This window comes from Streptomyces noursei (assembly GCF_001646665.1).
GTDB lineage: Bacteria > Actinomycetota > Actinomycetes > Streptomycetales > Streptomycetaceae > Streptomyces > Streptomyces lavendulocolor.
The window spans coordinates 38,197-58,215 of sequence record NZ_LWBU01000043.1 but is presented as its reverse complement, the minus strand read 5'-3'; the positions used below and the strand labels follow the sequence as shown (position 1 = coordinate 58,215).

Here is a 20,019-nt window from a genome sequence, read left to right as displayed (position 1 = left end):
CCGGCCCCGTAGGTGCCCCGCACGGGGGCCGGAAGAGGGGTGTGCGGTGCCGGTCCGGGCTTGGGGGGTGAGGGCCGTTCGGCCCCCTGCTCTGCCTCACCGGCCCTTCAGCGGGCCCGCGCCGCGGCGCACCCTCGAAGAGGGACCACTCGTGCACCGGGCGGGTGACGCACAGCGCACCACCCGGGGTCCGGAGAAGGGCGGTGGAGACAGTGTCGGGAAGCGTACTGGTCACCTATGGGACCAAGAACGGTTCGACGGCCGAGATCGCCGACCTCATCGCCTCCGTCCTGCGGGACGAGGGGCTGGAGGCCCAGGCCCGACCGCCGTCGGAGGTGACGGATGTCGCCCCCTACGGGGCGGTCGTGATCGGCGGCGCTCTCTACATGGGCCGCTGGCACCGGGACGCCAGGCGCTTCGTCCGGCGGCACCGCCGGGCGCTGCGGGAACGGCCGGTGTGGCTGTTCAGCAGCGGCCCGCTCGACCCTTCGGCCTCGGAGCGGGAGATCCCGCCCGTCCCGGGTGCCCGCCGGGCACAGCGCCGTACCGACGCGCGCGGTCACGTGACCTTCGGGGGACGGCTCCAGACCGGGGCCAAGGGCCGCATGGCCAAGGCGATCCTCGACGAGGGCCGCGGCGGCGACTTCCGCGACCTGCCCCGCGTAGCGGAGTGGGCGGCCCGGGTGGCCGCCGACATCAGGGCCCCGGAAGGGCTGTGACCCCGTGCCCCCCGCGGTCTGGACCCGCCGGTGGCGTGAGCATCCACTGCGCCGGCACGTGGATGTCGTCGAAGCGCGGCTGCTGCTGCTCGTCGGCGTCGCGGTCGCGGTCGGCGCGCCGGTGGTCGGCACGGCCGCCGGCTGGTCCGCCTACGGCCACGACCGGGCCGCCGCGGCCGTGCAGGAAGCGACACGTCGCCCCGTGCGGGCCGAGGTGATGGAGGACGCGCCCGCGTCCTCCACGTGGGCGGACGAGACGGGGCGCCTGGCGAAGGTCCCCCTGGAAGTCCGCTGGACCACCGAGGACGGGCAGCGCGCCACGGCCACCGTCCCGTTGCCGGCGGGGACCGGCCGCGGGGACCGCGCGGAGATCTGGCTGGACCGGCAGGGAAGCGTGGTGAGCGCCCCGCTGAACGGCCGTGACGTGTGGGCCGGTGCGGTGAGCGCCGGTCTGCTGGGCGGTGCCGTGACGGTGGGCGCCGGCGCGGTCGCCGCGACGGCCGTACGGGTGGCCTGCGGCCGCCGGCGCACGGCCGGCTGGGCGCGCGAATGGGACCTGGTGGAACCGGAATGGAGGCGCCGCCTTGCCTGAACCGCGCCTCGGGGACCGAACCGAACGCCACGCCGGGAGGACCGGCGGGCCGAGCCGAGGAGGCCGGAGATGACCGCGTCACCCCACACCGTGAGTGACGTCATGACCCACACCGCCGTGGCGGTGGGCAGCCGGGCGTCGTACAAGGAGATCGTCGAGCTGATGGATCAGTGGAAGATCAGCGCCCTGCCCGTACTGGCGGGCGAGGGCCGTGTGATCGGCGTGGTGTCGGAGGCCGACCTGCTGCCCAAGGAGGAGTACCGCGTCGACGACGAGTCCCTGCGCGACCGGCCGCTCGCCGACCTGACCAAGGCTGGCGCGGTGTACGCGGAGGATCTGATGTCCAGCCCCGCCGTCACGGTCCACGCGGACGCCACGATCGCCGAGGCGGCCCGGATCATGGCACGGCGGCACGTCAAGCGCCTCCCCGTGGTGGACGGCCTCGGCCTGCTGGAGGGGGTGGTCAGCAGGAGCGACCTGCTGAAGGTCTTCCTGCGGTCCGACGAGGACATGGCGGCCGAGATCCGGACCACCGTGCTGGCCGACCTGCCGGGCACGGTGGACGTGGTGGTGGAGGACGGTGTCGTGACGCTCGGCGGCGAGCTGCGCGACCGGGCGCTGGTGCCGCTGCTGGCCAGGGCGGTCAGGGCCGTGGAGGGCGTCGTGGACATCCGGGTGGACCTGCACCGGCCGGAGGCGGTCGCGCGCTGACGTCCGCCCGTCGCAGGGGCGTGGGTGGTGCCCGCAGCGAGGATGCGGGCACCACCCACGCCCCTGTCGTCACGGAGGTCGTCACAGGTGCCGGATGTGGGCGTCGGGTCCCGGGAAGAACACCGTCACCCTTCCGGTGTCGGACCAGCGCACGTCGTAGGGCGGGCTCCCGTCGTCATGGTGCAGGCCGACGACTTCCCCGTCCCGGCGCACCACCCCGACGGTGGGCCCATCGACGATGATCTGGTCCCCCAGCCGCGCCCGTGTCCCTCTGTCCGCGTTCCTCTCCAGCCCGGTCCTGCTCTCCGTGACCAGATGGGGGTGACTCGTCCCGGCCATGGCCGTCTCCTCTCCGGTACTCGTCGACACGGCGACGCGGCGTGCCGCCGCCGCTTCACTCCCATCGTCCTCCGGTGCGTGCACCGGAGGCAGGGTCAGGAGGGTCGGTGTCCGGGGCCGTCCGGCCCTCCGTCAGGTGCCGGCGGTGGTTCGGCGGTGCTCCCGCGCGCCGCCGGCAACCCGCCCCCGCCCGCTCAGCCGCGCCGCCAGGAACCCGAGCCCCGCTCCCGCCAGGGCCGGAGCGGCCTCTTGCGGGCTCAGCGGAACGGTGCCGAGGAGGGTACGCAGGGCCGGGAGGTACAGCGCGGCCGCGGCAAGGCCCACGGAGGCCGCGACCGCCACCGGCAGGAACAGGTTCTCCCTGGTGAGCAACCGGTCGCGGAGCCCCAGCACCACGCCCAGCTGAGCCATGAGCAAGGAGAGGAACAGCACGGTCTGCCAGGGCGCTCCCGTCCCGCGCGCGACCAGTGCGGCCGTCAGCGAAACCGCGGTGACCACGGTTGCCAGGAACAGCAGCCGCTGCCAGAGGCCGTCTCCGAGGACGTGCTGGCCGGGCGGGCGGGGCGCCCTCCTCATCGTCCCCTTCGCCACCGGCTCGGCGCCCATCGCGACCCCGGTGAGGCCGTGCGTCAGCAGGTTGATCCAGAGGATCTGCCCGGCGCGCAGCGGCAGGGGCAGGCCGAGCAGCGGGCCCAGCAGCATGACCATGATCTCGGCGGCTCCCCCGGCCAGCCCGTACAGCAGGAAGCGCCGGATGTTGTCGTAGACCCTCCGCCCTTCCTCGACGGCGCTGACGACGGTCGACAGCTCGTCGTCCGTCAGGACAAGATCGGCGGCCTGCCGTGCCACTTCCGTCCCCCTGCGCCCCATGGCGACCCCGATGTCGGCCCGGCGGAGGGCAGGGCCGTCGTTGACGCCGTCGCCCGTCATGGCGGTCACGTGGCCCCGGGCCCGCCACGCCTGCACGATGTCGAGTTTCTGCCCGGGGTCCGTACGGGCGAAGACCCGCACCGCGGTGAGGTCCGGCACGTCCCCGGCGGCGAGTGCGCGCCCGGTGACGACGTCCCCGGCGTCGGCCTCGGTGATCAGGCCCACGCGTTCGGCCGTCGCACGCGCGGTCGCCGGGTGGTCGCCGGTGATCAGTACGGGGGTGATGCCCGCGGCCCTGCAGTCGGCCAGGGTGCCGACCGCGGCCGCCTTGGGCGGGTCGGCGAGGGCGGCGAGGCCGAGGAGGCGGAGGCCCGCTTCGGCGTCCGCGACGCGGGCCGGTGCGTCGTCGCGCTCGGCGGACGCGACGGCGAGTACCCGGTAGCCCTGCGCGGCGTATGCGGCGGCCCGGTCCCGGGCGTTGTGGAGCAGCTCAGGCGGATCGTCGAGGACGGCGGGTTCGAGAACCGCTTCCGGTGCGCCCTTGAGGCAGACCAGCAGCCGGCCGGCCGGGGTGCGGTGCAGGGTGGTCATCCTCTTGCGGACGCTGTCGAACGGTTCCTCGGCCGTCCTCGGCCAACGGTCCCGCAGTACGCCGTGCTCGGCGCAGCCGGCCTTGGCCGCGGCGGTGAGCAGGGCGGCCTCGGTGGGGTCACCGACCGCGGCCCAGCGCTCGTCGCCGCCCGGGTGGGGTGCCGGCGCGGGAGGTCGCAGCCCGGCGTCGTTGCACAGCGCGGCCGCCGTCAGGAGGGCGCGTACGGGCCGGAGCTCCTCGCTCCGGGCGGCCCGGCCCGCCACTCTCACCTCGCCGGCCGGTTCGTAGCCGGCGCCGGTCAGGGAAACCTCTCCGGCAGGTGTCCACACTCGTTCGACGACCATGCGGCCCTCGGTGAGCGTGCCCGTCTTGTCCGTCGCGAGGACCGTCACGGAGCCCAGCGTCTCGACGGCGGACAGGCGCCGGACCAGGGCGTGGCGGGCCGCCATGCGGCGGGCGCCGAGAGCGAGGGCCAGGGTGACCACCGCCGGCAGTGATTCGGGAACCGCCGCGACCGCGAGGCTGATCGCCGTCACGGCCATCGTGGCGGAGCCGGTGCCGCGGAGGAGACCGAGCAGGAAGACCACCACGCACAGGGCGAGCGTCACCACGGCGAGCACACGGCCGAGAGCGGCGAGGCGCTGTTGCAGGGGGGTGGGCTCGGCCCGGGTGTCCAGCATCCGCGCGACCCGGCCGAGGGCGCTGTCCGCTCCCGTGGCCGTCACCGTCGCGGTTCCCCGGCCCCGGACCACGACGGTGCCGGCGCGCAGGACGGCATCGTCCGGCCGCTCGGAGCGCGGGGACTTGTCGACCGGGACCGACTCGCCGGTCAGCATGGACTCGTCGACCAGCAGGGCCGCGGCGTCGACGAGCCGGGCGTCCGCCGGCACGATGTCGCCCTCGCCCAGGACGAGGACATCGCCGGGGACGACGTCCGAGGACGGCACCTCCTTGTCGGCGCCTCCCCGGCGTACGCGCGCGGTCGGCGCCGACATGGCCGACAGGGCCGCCACCGCGTGATCGGCCCTGACCTCCTGCACCACCCCGACCGTCGTGTTGACCAGGACGACCAGGGCGATGACGGCCGAGTCCGCGTAGTCGCCGATCACGACGGTCAGGACGACGGCCCCCAGCAGCACCATGATCAGGGGGTCGCGCAATTGCGCGAGGACCCGTGCGCGCAGCGGGACCGGGCGCTGCGCGGTCACCACGTTGGGGCCGTGGGCGGCCAGGAGCTGGACGGCCTGGTCCTCGGCAAGGCCCTGCAGGCGTTCGTCCGGCATGCCGGTCACCGCGTCGGTGCGACCGGATCGCATGTGGCTCCTCCCGTCCGTCGGCCGGCCGGCGGGCCGGTACGGACCGTTCAGCAGTCGGGCACGGGCACGGTGATGACGGGGCAGTGCGCGCGGTGCAGCAGCCCGTGCACCACCGACCCGAGGCGCATTCCGGTGTAGCCGCCGCTCCCCCGCCGTCCGACGACAACGGCCAGGGCGTCGGCGGACGCCTGTGCCAGCCGTTCGACCGGGTGGCCGTGCAGGACCTCCAGCGTCAGGTGGACTCCCGGGTGCTTCCGCGTCCAGGTGGAGAGGGTCTCGCCGAGCAGTCGGCGCTGTTCGTCGATCGCGGCCCGGTCGTCGCCGAAGGCGATGACGGGACGCTGCCACACCCATACCGCCTGCAGTGCCGCTCCGCGCAGGTCCGCCTCCTCGAAGGCGAACTCCACGGCGGCCCACGACGAGGCACTGCCGTCGACACCGACGACCAGGCGGCCGGGCGGGTGTGCGGTGTGCTCGGGTTCCCTGACGACGACCACCGGGCAGTCGGCCTGTGCGCTGAGCGGGACGATGACCGAGCCGGCGCTCAGGATCTCCTCCGGGCGGCTGAGCCGGCGCGAGCCGACGACCACCAGACGCGCGTGTGCCGCCGCCTCCCGGCGGAGCACCGCGGCGGGCCTGCCGTCGAGGAGCCGCGTCGTCACGGGCAGGCCGGGGCGCAGGGCGCGCACCGTGTCCGCCGCCGCGACGAGGGCCCTCTCGCCCTCGGCCCGCAGTGTCATGCGGTGCGGGGTCGTGTCCACGTGCTGGGTGTCGTGCGTGTCGGGCACCGACAGCAGCAGGCGCAGCGGCGAACCCCTGCGCTCCGCCTCGTCGGCCGCCCAGGCCAGGACGGGGACCGCGACCTCGCGCGGGTCGATGCCCACGAGCACCTCGTGGCGGCCTGTCGTCGGGTCGGGCATCACGTCTCCTCGCCATCGGCGGCCCCGCGGGGCACGATCATGACCGGGCAGTTCGCGTGGTGCAGCACGGCGTGCGCCACGTGTCCCAGGCCGGGGCCGAGGCCCATGGGTCGCCGCCGGGCTCCGATGACGAGCACATCGGTGTGGCGGCTCGCTTCGACGAGGACTCCGGCGGCGGACGTGCCGCCGGCCACCTCCGTCGTGAGGGTGAGGCCGGGGAAGGTGCGGTGCAGCGGCCCGGTGAGCGTTTCCAGGTGCCGGGCGTGTTCCCGCGCCATCTTGTCCGGGCCGTCGAGCATGGTGGCCACGCTTCCGGCGTGGGCCAGCGGGTTCCACATGCTCAGCACGCGCAGTGTCGCCTTGCGGAGCTGTGCCTCGCGGGCCGCGAACGGCAGCCAGTCGCCGTCGGTGGTGCCGCGGACCGCGGCCGTGACGACCCCGGTTCCGGGTGCGTCGGGTTCTCCCCGCACCACCGCGACGGGCGACCGGGACCGCGCGGCCACGTCGAGGCCGACGGAGCCGAGCATGAGCGCGGCGAAGCCGCCGAGGCCCCTGTTCCCGACCACGATGGTGTCCTGGGGGCCGGCGGACAGGCGGAGCGCGGCCACCGGGCTCTTGCGGCTGAGCTCCCTGACGACGGTGACGTCCGGGAAGCGCTCCTGCGCCAGCAGGGCGGCTTCGAGGAGTGCCTCCCGTCCGATGTCGTGGATCCGGTCGATCGTGTCCCCGGACGCGAGGAGGGTGAGGCGGTCGAGGTCCGCCGCGTACACGATGCGCAGGGGCCGGCGGCGCCGGTTCGCCTCGGCCGCCGCCCACAGTGCGGCTCTCCTGGCGGGCGCGGAGCCGTCGACGCCGACGACGACCGTTCCGAGGTCCGGGTCACCGGGGATGTCGGTGCTCATGGTTCCCTCCTCCGGGGTGCGCGACGTACCTCCACGCTGTCACCGCGGCACCGGCACGGGGAGGGCCGCGCAGGTCCCCGGCGGGGGACCGAAGGGCCCGGTTCCCCGACCCGCGGCTCCTCCCCCACGGCGGCCGGGCGTCCGGCCCCGCGCGCATCCGGCGGGCATACGACCGTCCGTTCGCCGGACGGAGACGCCGGACGCGGCGGCGGGAGCGTTCGGTACCCGGGGCATCCGGGAGACCCCGGCGGGCCGACCGCTCGTGAGGCGAGGCGCGCGCCGGGGCGCCCGCGGGCACTCCGGTGCCGGCCCGTCAGGGCTCAGCCCGCGAGTTACCCGGTTCCGGGTCCTGCGTGACGATCCGGCGCCCGGTCACCCGATCGGGCGTCACGACGATCCACAGGTCCCTCGGACCGCCCGCCCAGGGCGTGGTGCGGCTGTGCGTCTCCAGTCTCTCCACGGCACGGGGTTCGGTGACCGTACGGGCTTCGCCGACGGCGAGGACGCTCCATCCGCGGCTGAACGCGTCGTCGATGCGGTCCACCTCGAAGGCGACCCGCTCTCCCGCGGCGCGGGCGGGCGCGGCGTCCGGGGAGGTCCGGTAGGCGATGTCGCCGTCGAGCACCAGGTAGTTGACCGGAAGGATGGCCGGTCCCGCCGCGGTGGTCACGCCGACGCGGCCCACGCCCTCGCCGCCGAGCAGCTGCCGGCACTCCGGTTCGCCGAGCTCGACGAGCTCCGGGTGGTACGCGGCCCGGCCGATGCCCGGGGGCAGGTCCGTGTTGCCTCCGCTCAGCTCGTCGACGCTCGTCCCGAGGGCGTCGGCCAGCCGGAGCAGGAAGCCGATGCCGTGCGTGGCCGGGTGCGTCTCCAGGTACTGGAGGTACTCGGGTGCCGCGCCGGTGCGCCGGGCGAGGTCCTCGTACGACATGCCGAGCCGCTCGCGGTGCTCCGCCACTCGCCTGCCCAGGTCACCACCCCTGGCCCGCGGCCCGGACGGCGCCGCACCGGTCTGCGGTCGGTGGGACATGACGGCTCACTCTCCTGTCACTGCCACGGGGCGGGCGGGCGTCCGGGCGCTCGGACGGTGCCCGGGGAGTCCGGGCGGTGTCACGAGCGCCGACGTTCTCCACGCTAGGCAGTCACGGAGGTGGCCGCACCAGGAGGCGGTTCAGGTGCCGGCCCCGGCCCCGGCCGCCCCCAGGGCCGCTCGTCCGGCCTCGAGCCGTGCGACGGGCACCCGGAAGGGTGAGCACGACACGTAGTCCAGGCCCGTCTCGTGGAAGAAGTGGATGGAGGCGGGGTCTCCGCCGTGCTCCCCGCAGACGCCGGTCTTCAGCCCCGGGCGGGTGGCCCGGCCCTCGGCGACGGCGATCCCGACCAGGCGTCCCACGCCCTCGCGGTCGATGGTCTCGAACGGGGAGGTCCGGAAGACGCCCTTGTCGAGGTAGGCCGAGAAGAACGCCGCCTCGACGTCGTCCCGGGAGAACCCCCAGGTCGTCTGGGTGAGGTCGTTGGTGCCGAAGGAGAAGAACTCCGCATCCTCGGCGATCCGGCCGGCGGTGAGCGCGGCCCGGGGAAGCTCGATCATCGTCCCGACGCGGCAGTCCAGGGTGACGCCGGTCCCGGCGGAGACCCGCTCCAGGACCCGGTCGACCTCCGTCCGCACGAGCCGGAACTCCTCCACGGTGTCGACCAGCGGCACCATGATCTCGGCCCGCGGATCGCCCCCGGCCCGCTTGCGGGCCACGACGGCCTCGGCGACGGCGCGCACCTGCATGGCCACGAGGCCGGGGACGACCAGTCCGAGCCGTACGCCGCGCAGGCCGAGCATCGGGTTCGTCTCGTGCATCCGGGTGACCGCCGCCAGCAGTTCGGTGTCGCGGGGGTCGGGCCGCCGGCCCTGGGCGTCGTGCCGGGCGACGCGCACCGAGAGTTCGGTCAGGTCGGGCAGGAACTCGTGCAGGGGCGGATCGAGCAGCCGGATGGTCACGGGCAGCCCGTCCATCGCTTCCAGGATCCCGGTGAAGTCCTCGCGCTGCAGGGGCAGCAGGGCGTTCAGCGCCGCTTCCCGCCCGGCCTCGTCGTGCGCCAGGATCATCGCCTCGACCAGGGGGCGCCGGTCGCCGAGGAACATGTGCTCGGTGCGGCACAGGCCGATCCCCTGGGCGCCGAACCGCCGGGCACGGGCGGCGTCCTCCGGCGTGTCGGCATTGGCCCGCACCTCCATGCGCCGGGTCGCGTCCGCCTGCCCCATGAGCCGGTGCACGTCCCGTACGATCTGTGCGTCGGCCTCCCCCGGCGGTTGCCCGCCGTCCTCGAAGTACCGCATCACGGGCGAATCGACGAGTGGCGCGGCGCCCAGGAACACCAGGCCCTCCGACCCGTCCACGGACACGACGGTGCCCTCCCGGACCGTGGCGGAGGGCGTCGAGAAGAGCCGTCCGTCCGGATCGACGGTCAGCTCCTCGGCCCCGCACACGCAGACCTTGCCCATGCCCCGCGCGACGACGGCGGCGTGGCTGGTCCTGCCGCCGCGGCTGGTGAGCACGGCCTCCGCCGCGATCATGCCGGGCAGGTCGTCGGGGGTGGTCTCCTGGCGTACGAGGACGACCCGCTCGCCGCCGGCTGACCGGCGTACCGCCTCGGCCGAGTCGAAGACGACGGCCCCGACGGCGGCACCCGGCGAGGCGGGCAGACCCCGGGCCAGCACGTCGCCCGTGCCCGAGCTGTCGAAGCGGGGGAACATCAGCCGTGCCAGCCCTTCCCCGTCGACCCGGGCCAAAGCCTCCCGCGGCGGGATCACCCCCTCGTCGACCAGCTGTCCGGCGATGACGAAGGCGGCCTGCGAGGTGCGCTTGCCGACCCGGGTCTGGAGCATCCACAGGGTGCCGCGTTCGACGGTGAACTCGATGTCGCACAGGTCCCTGTAGTGCGCCTCCAGCCGCCGCATGCAATCGCGCAACCGGGCGTAGGAGGCCGGGTCGAGGTCCTCCAGCCGCTGGAGGGGCACGGTGTTGCGGATCCCGGCGACGACGTCCTCGCCCTGGGCGTTCGGCAGGTAGTCGCCGTAGACGCCGGGCCGCCCGGTCGCCGGGTCGCGGGTGAAGGCGACACCGCTGCCGGAGTCGGGGCCCAGGTTGCCGAACACCATGGTCTGGACGCTGACGGCGGTGCCCAGGTCGTCGGGGATGTGCTCGCGGCGCCGGTAGATCCGGGCCCGCTCGCCGTTCCACGAGGCGAAGACGGCGAGGACGGCACGGCGCAGCTGCTCGGCCGGGTCCTGGGGGAACTCCTCGCCGGTCTCCTCCAGGATCAGGTCCTGGTACGTCTCGACCAGCCGGATCAGGTCGCAGGTGTCGAGCCGGGTGTCGTCGGCGGCGTGGTGCTGCTTCTTGATCCCGGCCAGGACCTTCTCGAAACGGGCACTGTCGACCCCCATGACCGTACTGCCGAACATCTGTACGAGGCGGCGGTAGGAGTCCCAGGCGAACCGTTCCCGTTCGGGGGTCCGGCCCAGTCCGAGGACGGACAGGTCGTTGAGGCCGATGTCGAGGATGGTGTCCATCATGCCCGGCATGGAGAACCGGGCTCCGGAGCGGACGGAGAGCAGCAGCGGGTCGTCCACCTGGCCGAGCCGCCGCCCCGCGGCGCGTTCCAGGGCGGCGAGGTGCACGCCGATCTGGCGCTCCAGCTCCGGCGGCGGCTCCCCGGTCTCCAGGAAGACCCGGCAGGCCTCCGTGGTGACGGTGAAGCCGGGCGGTACGGGCAGACCCATGCGGGTCATCTCCGCCAGGTTCGCGCCCTTGCCGCCCAGCAGGCCGGCCATGTCCCGGCCGCCCTCGGCGAAGTCGTACACGTACGTCGGTGCCATGGAACGCCACCCGCCTTCCGTCGGGGGCCGGGTCCCCCCGATGCCCCGGTCGATACGGTCCCGGTCGATACGGCCCGGCCTTCAGTCGTGCGGGACGACCGCCACGGGTGCCGCCGTGTGGTGCAGTACGGAGTGGACCACCGGCCCGACGTGCGCCCCGAGCCGCGAGCCGCGGTGCCGGAGGCCGACCACGACGAGCCGGGCCCCGGCCGCCGCCTCGACCAGGTCCTGCGCCGCCCGCCCCGGGCGGCACTGGCTGCTGACGGCGACGGAGGGGTACGTCCCGGTCCACGGCGCCAGCGCAGCCTCCAGCTCCTTCTGCCGTTCGGCGCCCACCTCGTCCAGCAGGGCCGGCAGGACGCCGGCCGTGTCCGGCCCGTACACCGGTGGCAGCGTCCAGCTGTGCACGACCCGCACGGCGCAGCCGTAGCGGTCGGCGCACCCGAAGGCGAAGCCCAGCGCGTCGCCGCCGGCCCGGGGCAGGTCCAGCCCCACGACGATGTCGCCGCCCGCCGTGCGCGGCCGCTCCGCCGCTTCCGCCCGTGGCGCCCGTGGGGCCCGGACCAGCACGACCGGATGCCGGACGCGCGCCAGGACGGCCAGGGCGACGGACCCGGCGATGAATCCGGCCATGCCGCCGAGGCCGCGCGAGCCGAGGACCAGCAGATCCGCCTTCTCGCCGGCGGCGGTCAGCCTCTCGACGGGGTCGCCGGAGAACTGCGACGTCTCCATCCGTACGTCCGGGTGGCCCCGGCGGACGTGCGTCGCCGCCGTGTGCAGCAGGCGCTCGGCCCGGCGGCGCCGCGTCTCCGGGTCCGTCGGCGTGACGACGTCGGCGTCGTTGCTCCACACGTGGACGAGGCGCAGGAGCCGGTCACGGCTGACGGCTTCGTCGGCGGCCCACTCCGCGGCGGTCAGGCTCTCCGGCGAACCGTCGACACCGACGGTGACAGTGCGGGACATGGTGTGCTCCTCCCGGCGGGGGCGGGACCTTCTCCTCCCACACTGGCCGACCGCGGCGACGGCCGTGAGGGGCCGGAGGGCCTGGTCGGGGACCAATGGACCCCTGCGTCCCGACACCGGCACCCGGCCGTGGTCTGGGCGGCGGTGTGGGGGCCGCCCGGGCGGTGGTGCCGGTGCGCGGGCGTCAGCGGCCGGGGCCGGTGCGGACGGCCTGGCGCACCGGCCCCGCCACGCACGCGGCCGGCGCCCCGGCGCGACCGCGTCCTGGCGCCGGTCAGCGCGCCGGCCCGTCGGCCCGCCGGCCCGTAAGCGCCGCCAGCGTGGTGTCCAGGTCACCGGCCTTCGGGCGGTTGTGCGGCAGCTTGGCGAGGAGGCGCGCCATGCCGCAGGTGTCGGTCAGCGCGGAGAGGACCAGCCCGCCGGCGACCCCGGCGGACAGCAGGCGCGCCGCGGGCAGGCGCCGCCCGAGTGCGGTGCCCGCCAGGACCAGTGATCCGGCGGTCAGCCGGACCTGACGTTCCATGGTCCATGCGGCGCGCGCACCCTCGGGGCGGTGGACGTCATGGCCGAGCTGCTTCCAGGTGTCGGTGCCTCCGGTGAGCGTGGCGGCGGCGGCGCCGTGGGCCGCCAGGACGGCGCACGCCCGGGAGGAACGGGCGCCCGAGGCGCAGACCACGAGCAGGTCGCCACGGTCGGCGGCGGCCTTGATCGCGGGCAGGGCCGCGTCGAGGTGGTCGAGGGGGACGTTGTACGCGCCGGGAAGATGGCCGGAGGCATACTCGCCCGGGGTACGGACGTCGATCACGGTCAGTTCGTGCAGGCGGTCGCCGGCCTGCTCGGCGGTGAGCGCGGTGGGGGTCGTCATGACGCTTTCCTTACCGGTGCGGAGGGTCCCCTCGGGTAGGATACCCGTAGGGGTATATCGAAGGAGTGACTCGTGGAACTGGCGATGGCGGCCGAGGAGCTGAAGACGGTGGTCAACCGGCTGCGCCGGGCCCAGGGGCAGATCGCCGGGGTGATCAAGATGATCGAGGAGGGTCGGGACTGCGAGGATGTCGTCACGCAGCTGGCCGCCGCCTCGCGGGCCTTGGACAAGGCGGGCTTCGCCATCATCGCCACCGGCCTGCAGCACTGCCTGACCGACGCGGACATGGCGGCGAGCGGTGACCGCGAGCAGATGCGCGTGAGGCTGGAGAAGCTGTTCCTGTCGCTGGCCTGAACCGGCCGTCCCGGCCGGTCACGCCACCACGTCGAGCAGCATGAGGGCGGCCACCGCGAGCAGGGCGATCGCGAAGGTGCGCCGGAGGACCGGCCCCGAGACCTTGCCCGCGAGCCGTTTGCCGTCCCAGGCCCCGAGGATCGCCGTGGCGAGGAAGGGGGCCACGACTGCCCAGTCGAGGCCCGTCGCCGTCGGACCGCGTGTGACCAGGGACGCCAGGGAGTTGACCGAGATCACCAGCAGGCTGGTGCCGACCGCCGCCCGCATCTCCAGGCCGAGGACCGTGACCAGGGCGGGCACGGCCAGGAAGCCGCCGCCCACACCGAGCAGCCCGGTGAGAGCGCCCAGTCCGGCCCCGGCGCCCACGGCTCGGGCCGGCCGCTCGGCGTGCCCGGCCCGGACCGCGGCGCCCCGCGGGCGCAGCATCCTGACCGCCGCGAGTGCCGCCACGGCGGCGAAGGCCGCGGTCAGCGCCGGCTGGGGCAGCCTGGCGGCGGCAGCCCCCGCGGCGGCGGCCGGGAGCACGCCGGCCGCGGCGAACAGTGTGCCCGCCTTCCACCGCACGTCGCCCGCGCGGGCGTGGGCGTACAGGGCGGTGGCGGAGGTCGCGGTGACGATCAGCAGACTGGCGGTGGTGGCCGCCGCCGGCGAGAAGCCGAGCAGGTAGATCAGCGCGGGGACGGCGAGGATGCTGCCGCCTCCGCCGAGGGCGCCGAGGGCCAGGCCGACCACCGCACCGGCGATCAGCGCCAGGACGAGCGCGCTCACGTGATGACGCCGCTGCCGCCGCGGGCGTCGACGACCGGCAGGCCGTCGGCGGCCCAGGCGAGCATGCCACCGGTGACGTCGGTCGCCTCCACACCGCTGTCGCCGAGGATGTCGACGGCCTGGCGGGAGCGGTTCCCGGAGCGGCAGATGAGGATGACGGGCCTGCCCTGGGCCGGCGCGGGCAGCGCGGCTCCGGCGAGCAGCCGGGTCAGGGGCACGTGCAGGGCGCCCGGCGAGTGGCCGGCGGCCCATTCGTACGTCTCGCGCACGTCGAGCAGGGCGGCGTGGCCGTGGGCGGTGCGCTGCCGGGCCTGGGCGGGGGTGAGGCGGCTCGGGCCGCGTCGGGAGAACATCGCGGGTCACTCCGTGCGAAGGGTCGTGCCGTCGTCGGTACGGGTGAGGATGAGGCCGGCTTCCTCCGCGGCGTCGAAGGTGTCGTCGACGGCGACGACGTCGCGCCCGGCGGCGTCCAGGAGCGAGGCGGCGGTCGCCGCGCGCGTCCCTCCCGCGCAGTGCACCCACACCACGCCGGGCGGTATCTCCGCCAGGCGCCCGCGAAGTTGGTGGATCGGTATGTGCACGGAGCCGTCCACGTGCCCGGGCGCCCGCTCGGAGTCCCGGCGTACGTCGAGCACCACCATGGGCTCGCCGCGCCCGCGCGCGGCGGCCAGGTCGGCGAAGCGGGCACGCGGGAAGGACGCGGGCCGCTCGCCCTCCCTGATCCAGTCACCGGGGGTGCCGGTGGCGGCGGCCACCGGGCGGTCGATGCCGACCCGGGCCAGTTCACGCTGGGCGTCGGCGATCTGCTCGGGCGTCTCGGCCAGCAGGGTGACCGGCTTGCCCCAGGGGATGAGCCACGCCAGGTAGGTGGCGAGCTTGCCGTCGCCCTCGAAGTTGAACGATCCGGCGACGTGCCCCTGGGCGAAGGCCACCCGGCTGCGCAGGTCGACGACCCATTCCCCCGCCGCCAGCCGGGCGGCGATCTGTCCGGCGTCGGCCGGCTCCGGCGGGGTCAGGTCGACGGGGGCGGGGCCGGCGGCGTTGACGGAACCCATGTGCGCGTAGTAGGCGGGAACGTCCTCCAGTCCGGCGAGCAGGCCGGCCACGAAGATGTCCACGTCCTTGGTGAGCACGTCGTTGCTGCGGCGTTCCGCGCCGATGGTGGTCGTCTCCCCCTCCGTCTGGGACGAGGAGCAGAAACTGCCGAAGCCGTGAGTGGGCAGCACCCGCACGTCGTCGTCCAGTTCAGCGGCCAGGCGGTGGGCGGAGGCGTACTGCGCCCGGGCCAGCCGCTCGGTCAGCCGGGGCTCGACCAGGTCCGGCCGGCCCACGCTCCCGATGAGCAGCGACCCACCGGTGAAGACGAGGGCGCCCCGTCCGTCGTCCTCCAGCACGTAGGAGGTGTGGTGCGGCGTGTGGCCGGGGGTCGCCAGCGCCCGCAGCACCAGGCCCTCGTCGAGGGCGACCCGGTCGCCGTCGGCGACGGGGGTGCGCGCGAACGCCACCGCCGCGCCGGCCGGGACGAGGTAGCGGGCACCGGTGACCCGGGCCAGCTCCAGGCCGCCGCTGACGTAGTCGTTGTGGACGTGCGTCTCGGCGACGTACGCGATGCGCACTCCGCGCCGGGCCGCCATGGCGATGACGCGGTCGATGTCGCGCGGCGGGTCCACCACCACCGCTCGATCGCGGCCCCCGGCCACGTAGCTGCGGTTGCCCAGCCCCTCCAGTTCGAGGCTCTCGACGAAGAACACGTGCACGACTCCTTCCTTTTACCCCCCGGGGTATCCGATTCCACCGTAGCAGAGGTACCCCGGGGGGTATTTTTGAGTGGGGGGGCCGCCGCTCCGGCAACCCCCAGCGCCTGCCGTGGCGCGCCCCGTCCGCCCCCGCGGGCGGCGGGTCGCCCGCGGAGGTACACATGGACCACCACGCCCTTCCGGAGGCTCCTCATGCGCTACGACCGCACCGTCCGCCTGGCCGCCGACTTCCCCACCGCCGTCGCCGCGGTCCGCCGGGCGCTGGGCGACCACGGGTTCGGCGTCCTCACCGAGATCGACGTCAAGGCCACCCTCAAGGCCAAGCTCGGCCACGACATGGAGGACTACCTGATCCTCGGCGCCTGCAATCCGCCCCTTGCCCAGCGAGCTCTCCAGGCCGACCGCGCCATCGGCCTGCTCCTGCCGTGCAACGTCGTCGTACGCCGCGACGGAGACACGACCCTCGTCCAGGCGCTCGACCCGGACACGATGGTCACGCTCACCGGCCTGCCGGCCCTTCAGCCGGTCGCCGCGGAGGCCACCGCACGGCTGGACGCCGCTCTCGCCTCGCTGACCTGAACGGCCCCGGCCGCCGGCGCCCCAGGTCGTGTCCGTGAAGTCTCGCCTGGGTCGCGGTGCCCTGCACGCGCCCTCGCGGCGTTGTCGTCGGTCGCCGATACTTTCCGGACACTCCCTAGTCGGCCAGGACCATGCTCCCGGTCGTCGCTCCTCCGTCGATCACGAACTCCGAGCCCGTGGAGTACGTGGCGTCCGCCGCCAGGTACAGCGCCATGGCGGCCACCTCCTCGGGTGTGCCGAAGCGCGGTATCGGCTGCTCCGCCGCCACGGACGCGTCCATGCCTTCGGTCATGGGAGTGGTGATGGGACCGGGGTGGATGGAGCACACCCGGATACCGGATGCGGCCAGCTCCAGGGCGGCCGTCTTCGTCAGGCCGCGCAGCCCCCACTTGCTCGCCACGTACGCACCCAGGTTGGCGTAACCCATCAGTCCGGCCGTGGAGGAGACGTTGAGGATCACACCGCCACCGGCGCGTCGCATCGACGGCAGAGCGGTGCGCATGCCGAGCCACGGACCGTAGAGGTTGACGTCGACGACGTGGCGGAACACCTGCGGATCCGTCTCGTCCATGGCACCGAACTCCACGATGCCCGCGTTGTTGACCAGGACGGACACCGGACCGAAGGCCTGCTCCGTCTCGCTGATCACGGCCGACCAGTCGGCACCGCTGGTCACGTCGGCCCTGCGGAACCGGACCGCGTCCCCCATCGTCCCGCGCAGGGCCTCGCCCTCCTCCTCGAGGACGTCGACGATCATGACGCGTGCGCCCTCGTCCACGAAGGTGCGGACGACGGCCGCGCCGATGCCCCGCGCACCGCCGGTCACCACGGCGGTCCTGCCGCTCAGTCGCTTCATGACGCCCTCCTCCGCGTGGGATGAGGACCGCGTGTCCTCACTCCGACGCTCCCCCCGGCACACCGCCCCCGCCAGGGGGTGAACGGCCCTCACCGGGGGCCGAACGGGGCACTTCGCGGGCCCGTACGCGTCGGACGGCGCCCGCCACCCGGCGGTGCCAGACTGGGCGATCCGGGAGGTGTCATGGCATCCGTGCTGATCGTCTTCGCGTCCGAGCACCGCTCGACGGAGCAGATCGCCGCCAGGATCGGCGCCCGCCTGACCGAGCGCGGCCACAGTGCGGGAGTGCGCGAGCTGCCGCTCGACGAGCCCGGCATCCCGCCCGCGGACGCCGTGGTGATCGGCAGCGCCGTTCACGACGGCGCCTGGCTGCCCGCCGCCGACGCCTTCGTCCGCGCGCACGCCGGCGCCCTGGGCGACCGGGCGGTGTGGATGTTCAGCGTCGGGATGACTGCGGCCCTGCCCGGACCGCTGCGGTCCCTCGCCGCCAGGGCCGAGCAGCCGCGCATCGCCCGGCTCGTCGGTCTCGTCCACCCGCGTGAGCACCGCCGCTTCTCCGGCGTCGTCCGGCGGGGGCACCTGGGCCGGAAGGGCGCGGTCCTGTTCCACCTGCTCGGCTGCCGTTACGGGGACTTCCGCGACTGGGCCGGGATCGACGCGTGGGCGGCCGGCATCGGCCGGGAACTGGAGGGCCGGGCCGACCGGACGGAGCAGTCCGGCTTGGCATAGTCCGGCCGGCCCGTGCAGCGTGAACGTGAAGGGGTATCGGCTCCGGTGAGAGGGTTGACGACAATGGCAGGCAGTGGATCGGTTCCCCGCGTCGTGGTCGGGGTCGACGGCTCCGCGTCGTCACAGGAAGCGCTGCGGTGGGCGGCCCGGCATGCCCAGCTCATCGGCGGCATGGTGGAGGCGGTATGCGCCTGGGACACGCCTTCCGAGGCCGGGTGGGTGGGGCCCGCCACGGAGCCCGGCTTCGACCTGGAGCAGGCCCGCCGTGGCTTCGCCGAGGAGATCCGGACGGTCTTCGGTGACCACAAACCGGTGGAGGTGCGTGAGGAACTGGTCCGCGGAGACCCGTCGGAGATCCTCGTACGCGCCTCCGAAGGGGCTGAACTCCTCGTGGTGGGAAGCCGGGGCCGCGGCGGCTTCGCCCGGGCCATGCTGGGCTCGGTGAGCCAGCGCTGCGCCCAGCACGCCGCGTGCCCGGTGGTCGTCGTTCGTCCGCCCGGCAAGGGGAAGTGAGCAGACGGACCCGGGTGGGCTCCCCGCCGCGGGTCACCGCTCCGGCGCGGCGTCCACCACCATGGGGGCGATGAGGTCGCAGCGGACGTCCACCACACCCTCCACGGACCGTGTCAGGCGCTCGGCGACGGGGATCAGCGTGGCGTCGCGCACCGAACCGGTGAGCGTCACACACCCCTTGTCCACGTCCACCCGGATCCCGCCGCGCGAGACGGGGAAGAAGCGGTCGACGACGTCGCGCCTCACCTCGGAGGCGAGGTCGTCGTCCGTCCGGAGGAAAACCTTGAGCAGGTCCGACCGGCTCACGATGCCCTTGAGGATCCCCTGCTCGTCGACGACCGGCAGGCGCTTCACCCGGTGCTCCGCCATCAGCCGGGCGGCCCGGGGCAGCGTGGCGCCGGCGGCGACCGTGACCGCCGGGGCGGACATCAGGTCCCGGGCGGTGACGGCACCGGCCTTGGCGTAGACCGCCAGGTGGTCCTTCTGGCCGGTCAAGGTGGGTTCCTCGTCGCGCAGTTCCTCCTTGGCCAGGAGGTCCGCTTCCGACACGACCCCCACGACCCGCCCCTCGCCCTCCAGGACGGGCACCGCGGTGACCCGCCACTTCCTCATGGCGGCCACGATCTCTTTGAACTGGGCGTCCAGCCCCACCGCGACGACGGTCGAGGTCATCACGTCGTTGACGGTGTGCGGTGATCGGCGGTTCACGGCCTGCTCCCTTCGGGAGGGGGTGTCGGTGAGCGACGACGAGGACGGTGCCTCACCACCAGCGTGCCCGGCACGCGCGCGGCCCGACAGGGCCGGGTGGACCGCCGTACGGCCCGGAGCGTCCCGCCGGGACCGCCGGGACCTCCGGCACCCATCACGAGGTGCGCGGGACCACCGCGACCGGGCAGGCCGCGTGGTGCAGGGCCGTGTGCGCGACCCGGCCCAGCTGCATGCCGAACTGGCTGTGCCGGCGCCGGGCACCGACGACCAGCAGGTCGGCCGCGGCCGACCGGTCGAGCAGCACCTTGCGGGCCGGGCCCTCGACCGTGGCCCGCCTGACCCGGACGTCCGGATGGTCGCGCACCGCCGCCTCCAAGGCCCGGTCGAGCAGGGCAGACGCACGCTCCTCGTGGTAGCGGGCGGGGTCGCCCGCGAGAAGCGGGTGAGCCGCGGTCTCGTGGGCCGGGCGGCGCCAGGCGCACACCACGTCCAGGGTGCAGCCCCGCAGCTCCGCCTCGTGGAAGGCGAACCGGACCGCCGCGGCATCGACGTCCGCGTCCCCGACGCCGAGGGTGATCCGCTCGTGCGTCCCCGCCAGTCCCGCCCTGTCCCCCCGCACCACGACGACCGGGCAGTGCGACCGGGCGGCGACGGCCAGGCTCACCGAACCGAGCAGGAGGCCGCCGATGTCCCCCCGGCCACGGGAGCCGGTGACGAGGGCGAAGGCGTGCCGCCCTTCCTCCAGCAGCGCGCTCACCGCCTCCTGGGGGACGACGTCCGTGACGACCTTGACGTCCGGGGTACGCCGCCTGATGCGCTCCGCGGCCGTTCCCACGACGTTCTCCGCGAACACCTGCCCGTCCGGACGGCCGAGACCGGTCGCGAGGGCGGCGCCTTCGTAGCGCTGCCACAGCGACGCGTACACCACGCGCAGCACAAGGCCGTGACGTACCGCCTCGTCCGCCGCCCAGTCGGCCGCCCGGAAGCTCGCGTCCGAACCGTCCACGCCGACAACCAGGGGCGCCTCCATGGTCCCCACCGCCTCTCACCACAGGTCGAACGGTCCCGCTCGGGACGGGTCCTGCTCTCAGG

20 protein-coding genes and 1 pseudogene are annotated in these 20,019 nt (G+C 74.6%); 7 read left to right on the top strand and 14 right to left on the bottom strand.

Annotation, left to right across the window (positions count from 1 at the left end; genetic code table 11):
* Positions 1-212 precede the first annotated feature (212 nt).
* From A4V12_RS04425 to A4V12_RS04415, 3 genes are all read left to right on the top strand, one after another.
* A complete protein-coding gene (locus A4V12_RS04425; RefSeq protein WP_064067874.1) occupies positions 213-719 on the top strand; it encodes a flavodoxin domain-containing protein in 507 nt (168 codons plus the stop codon).
* 4 nt (positions 720-723) lie between these two features.
* Positions 724-1,311: an Rv1733c family protein gene (locus tag A4V12_RS04420; RefSeq protein ID WP_064067873.1), complete on the top strand. Its 588-nt coding sequence runs from the start codon at positions 724-726 to the stop codon at positions 1,309-1,311.
* A gap of 69 nt (positions 1,312-1,380) precedes the next feature.
* On the top strand, positions 1,381-2,022 hold the full coding sequence (locus A4V12_RS04415) for a CBS domain-containing protein (RefSeq protein ID WP_064067872.1): 642 nt from the start codon (positions 1,381-1,383) through the stop codon (positions 2,020-2,022).
* Positions 2,023-2,106: 84 nt separating this feature from the next.
* On the opposite strand, the pseudogene A4V12_RS04410 reads toward A4V12_RS04415, so the two are convergent.
* The 8 genes and pseudogenes from A4V12_RS04410 to A4V12_RS04375 form a co-directional block, all read right to left on the bottom strand.
* A pseudogene (locus A4V12_RS04410) lies at positions 2,107-2,277 on the bottom strand (DUF1918 domain-containing protein); the annotation flags it as partial.
* Positions 2,278-2,493: 216 nt separating this feature from the next.
* On the bottom strand, positions 2,494-5,139 hold the full coding sequence (locus tag A4V12_RS04405; RefSeq protein WP_234372075.1) for a cation-translocating P-type ATPase: 2,646 nt from the start codon (positions 5,137-5,139) through the stop codon (positions 2,494-2,496).
* 47 nt (positions 5,140-5,186) lie between these two features.
* Complete coding sequence (locus A4V12_RS04400) at positions 5,187-6,059, bottom strand: universal stress protein (RefSeq protein ID WP_064067871.1); 873 nt, start codon at positions 6,057-6,059, stop codon at positions 5,187-5,189.
* Complete coding sequence (locus A4V12_RS04395) at positions 6,059-6,961, bottom strand: universal stress protein (protein ID WP_064067870.1); 903 nt, start codon at positions 6,959-6,961, stop codon at positions 6,059-6,061. The genes A4V12_RS04400 and A4V12_RS04395 overlap by 1 nt, the downstream gene beginning before the upstream one ends.
* A gap of 313 nt (positions 6,962-7,274) precedes the next feature.
* Positions 7,275-7,991 (bottom strand): helix-turn-helix domain-containing protein, encoded by a 717-nt coding sequence (locus tag A4V12_RS04390; RefSeq protein ID WP_064067869.1) that lies wholly within the window; start codon positions 7,989-7,991, stop codon positions 7,275-7,277.
* A 141-nt stretch (positions 7,992-8,132) separates the two neighbouring features.
* Complete coding sequence (ppdK, locus tag A4V12_RS04385; protein ID WP_064067868.1) at positions 8,133-10,835, bottom strand: pyruvate, phosphate dikinase; 2,703 nt, start codon at positions 10,833-10,835, stop codon at positions 8,133-8,135.
* Positions 10,836-10,916: 81 nt separating this feature from the next.
* Positions 10,917-11,798 (bottom strand): universal stress protein, encoded by an 882-nt coding sequence (locus tag A4V12_RS04380; RefSeq protein ID WP_064067867.1) that lies wholly within the window; start codon positions 11,796-11,798, stop codon positions 10,917-10,919.
* A 274-nt stretch (positions 11,799-12,072) separates the two neighbouring features.
* Positions 12,073-12,663 (bottom strand): rhodanese-like domain-containing protein, encoded by a 591-nt coding sequence (locus A4V12_RS04375; protein WP_064067866.1) that lies wholly within the window; start codon positions 12,661-12,663, stop codon positions 12,073-12,075.
* Positions 12,664-12,735: 72 nt separating this feature from the next.
* Here A4V12_RS04375 and A4V12_RS04370 point away from each other — a divergent pair, with 72 nt between their 5' ends.
* Positions 12,736-13,017, top strand: a complete 282-nt coding sequence (locus A4V12_RS04370; RefSeq protein WP_064067865.1) for a metal-sensitive transcriptional regulator — start codon at positions 12,736-12,738, stop codon at positions 13,015-13,017.
* A gap of 18 nt (positions 13,018-13,035) precedes the next feature.
* Here A4V12_RS04370 and A4V12_RS04365 read toward each other — a convergent pair whose 3' ends face one another.
* Genes A4V12_RS04365 through A4V12_RS04355 form a run of 3 tightly spaced genes read right to left on the bottom strand, consistent with a single transcriptional unit; the run spans position 13,036 to position 15,536 of the window.
* The gene (locus A4V12_RS04365) at positions 13,036-13,785 is read right to left on the bottom strand and encodes a sulfite exporter TauE/SafE family protein (protein ID WP_064067864.1); all 750 of its coding nucleotides are present in this window, start codon (positions 13,783-13,785) and stop codon (positions 13,036-13,038) included.
* Positions 13,782-14,138 (bottom strand): rhodanese-like domain-containing protein, encoded by a 357-nt coding sequence (locus tag A4V12_RS04360; RefSeq protein WP_064067863.1) that lies wholly within the window; start codon positions 14,136-14,138, stop codon positions 13,782-13,784. Before A4V12_RS04360 ends, A4V12_RS04365 begins: the two co-directional genes overlap by 4 nt.
* Positions 14,139-14,144: 6 nt before the next feature.
* Positions 14,145-15,536 carry an MBL fold metallo-hydrolase gene (locus A4V12_RS04355; RefSeq protein WP_064067993.1) on the bottom strand — a complete coding sequence of 464 codons (1,392 nt, stop codon included), beginning with the start codon at positions 15,534-15,536 and terminating at the stop codon, positions 14,145-14,147.
* 198 nt (positions 15,537-15,734) lie between these two features.
* Between A4V12_RS04355 and A4V12_RS04350 the strand changes: the two genes are divergently transcribed.
* Entirely contained in the window at positions 15,735-16,121 is a 387-nt protein-coding gene (locus A4V12_RS04350) for a DUF302 domain-containing protein (protein WP_064067862.1), read from the top strand.
* A gap of 115 nt (positions 16,122-16,236) precedes the next feature.
* Here A4V12_RS04350 and A4V12_RS04345 read toward each other — a convergent pair whose 3' ends face one another.
* The gene (locus tag A4V12_RS04345) at positions 16,237-16,977 is read right to left on the bottom strand and encodes an SDR family NAD(P)-dependent oxidoreductase (protein ID WP_064067861.1); all 741 of its coding nucleotides are present in this window, start codon (positions 16,975-16,977) and stop codon (positions 16,237-16,239) included.
* 183 nt (positions 16,978-17,160) lie between these two features.
* Between A4V12_RS04345 and A4V12_RS04340 the strand changes: the two genes are divergently transcribed.
* Positions 17,161-17,706, top strand: coding sequence for a flavodoxin domain-containing protein (locus A4V12_RS04340; protein WP_064067860.1), 546 nt, complete (start codon positions 17,161-17,163; stop codon positions 17,704-17,706).
* 63 nt (positions 17,707-17,769) lie between these two features.
* Entirely contained in the window at positions 17,770-18,219 is a 450-nt protein-coding gene (locus A4V12_RS04335; protein ID WP_064067859.1) for a universal stress protein, read from the top strand.
* A gap of 33 nt (positions 18,220-18,252) precedes the next feature.
* Here the strand turns inward: A4V12_RS04335 and A4V12_RS04330 are convergent, their stop codons facing one another.
* On the bottom strand, positions 18,253-18,927 hold the full coding sequence (locus tag A4V12_RS04330) for a CBS domain-containing protein (RefSeq protein ID WP_107415319.1): 675 nt from the start codon (positions 18,925-18,927) through the stop codon (positions 18,253-18,255).
* Positions 18,928-19,081: 154 nt separating this feature from the next.
* Positions 19,082-19,966: a universal stress protein gene (locus tag A4V12_RS04325; protein WP_064067858.1), complete on the bottom strand. Its 885-nt coding sequence runs from the start codon at positions 19,964-19,966 to the stop codon at positions 19,082-19,084.
* Positions 19,967-20,019: the final 53 nt, after the last annotated feature.

Excerpts from the sequence above, each read along its gene's own strand:
- A4V12_RS04350 (WP_064067862.1), top strand. The coding sequence starts at position 15,735 with ATGCGCTACGACCGCACCGTCCGCCTGGCCGCCGACTTCCCCACCGCC.
- ppdK (WP_064067868.1), bottom strand. The coding sequence starts at position 10,835 with ATGGCACCGACGTACGTGTACGACTTCGCCGAGGGCGGCCGGGACATG.
- A4V12_RS04400 (WP_064067871.1), bottom strand. The coding sequence starts at position 6,059 with ATGCCCGACCCGACGACAGGCCGCCACGAGGTGCTCGTGGGCATCGAC.
- A4V12_RS04340 (WP_064067860.1), top strand. The coding sequence starts at position 17,161 with ATGGCATCCGTGCTGATCGTCTTCGCGTCCGAGCACCGCTCGACGGAG.
- A4V12_RS04405 (WP_234372075.1), bottom strand. The coding sequence starts at position 5,139 with ATGCGATCCGGTCGCACCGACGCGGTGACCGGCATGCCGGACGAACGC.
- A4V12_RS04360 (WP_064067863.1), bottom strand. The coding sequence starts at position 14,138 with ATGTTCTCCCGACGCGGCCCGAGCCGCCTCACCCCCGCCCAGGCCCGG.
- A4V12_RS04415 (WP_064067872.1), top strand. The coding sequence starts at position 1,381 with ATGACCGCGTCACCCCACACCGTGAGTGACGTCATGACCCACACCGCC.
- A4V12_RS04335 (WP_064067859.1), top strand. The coding sequence starts at position 17,770 with ATGGCAGGCAGTGGATCGGTTCCCCGCGTCGTGGTCGGGGTCGACGGC.
- A4V12_RS04375 (WP_064067866.1), bottom strand. The coding sequence starts at position 12,663 with ATGACGACCCCCACCGCGCTCACCGCCGAGCAGGCCGGCGACCGCCTG.
- A4V12_RS04380 (WP_064067867.1), bottom strand. The coding sequence starts at position 11,798 with ATGTCCCGCACTGTCACCGTCGGTGTCGACGGTTCGCCGGAGAGCCTG.
- A4V12_RS04345 (WP_064067861.1), bottom strand. The coding sequence starts at position 16,977 with ATGAAGCGACTGAGCGGCAGGACCGCCGTGGTGACCGGCGGTGCGCGG.
- A4V12_RS04390 (WP_064067869.1), bottom strand. The coding sequence starts at position 7,991 with ATGTCCCACCGACCGCAGACCGGTGCGGCGCCGTCCGGGCCGCGGGCC.
- A4V12_RS04395 (WP_064067870.1), bottom strand. The coding sequence starts at position 6,961 with ATGAGCACCGACATCCCCGGTGACCCGGACCTCGGAACGGTCGTCGTC.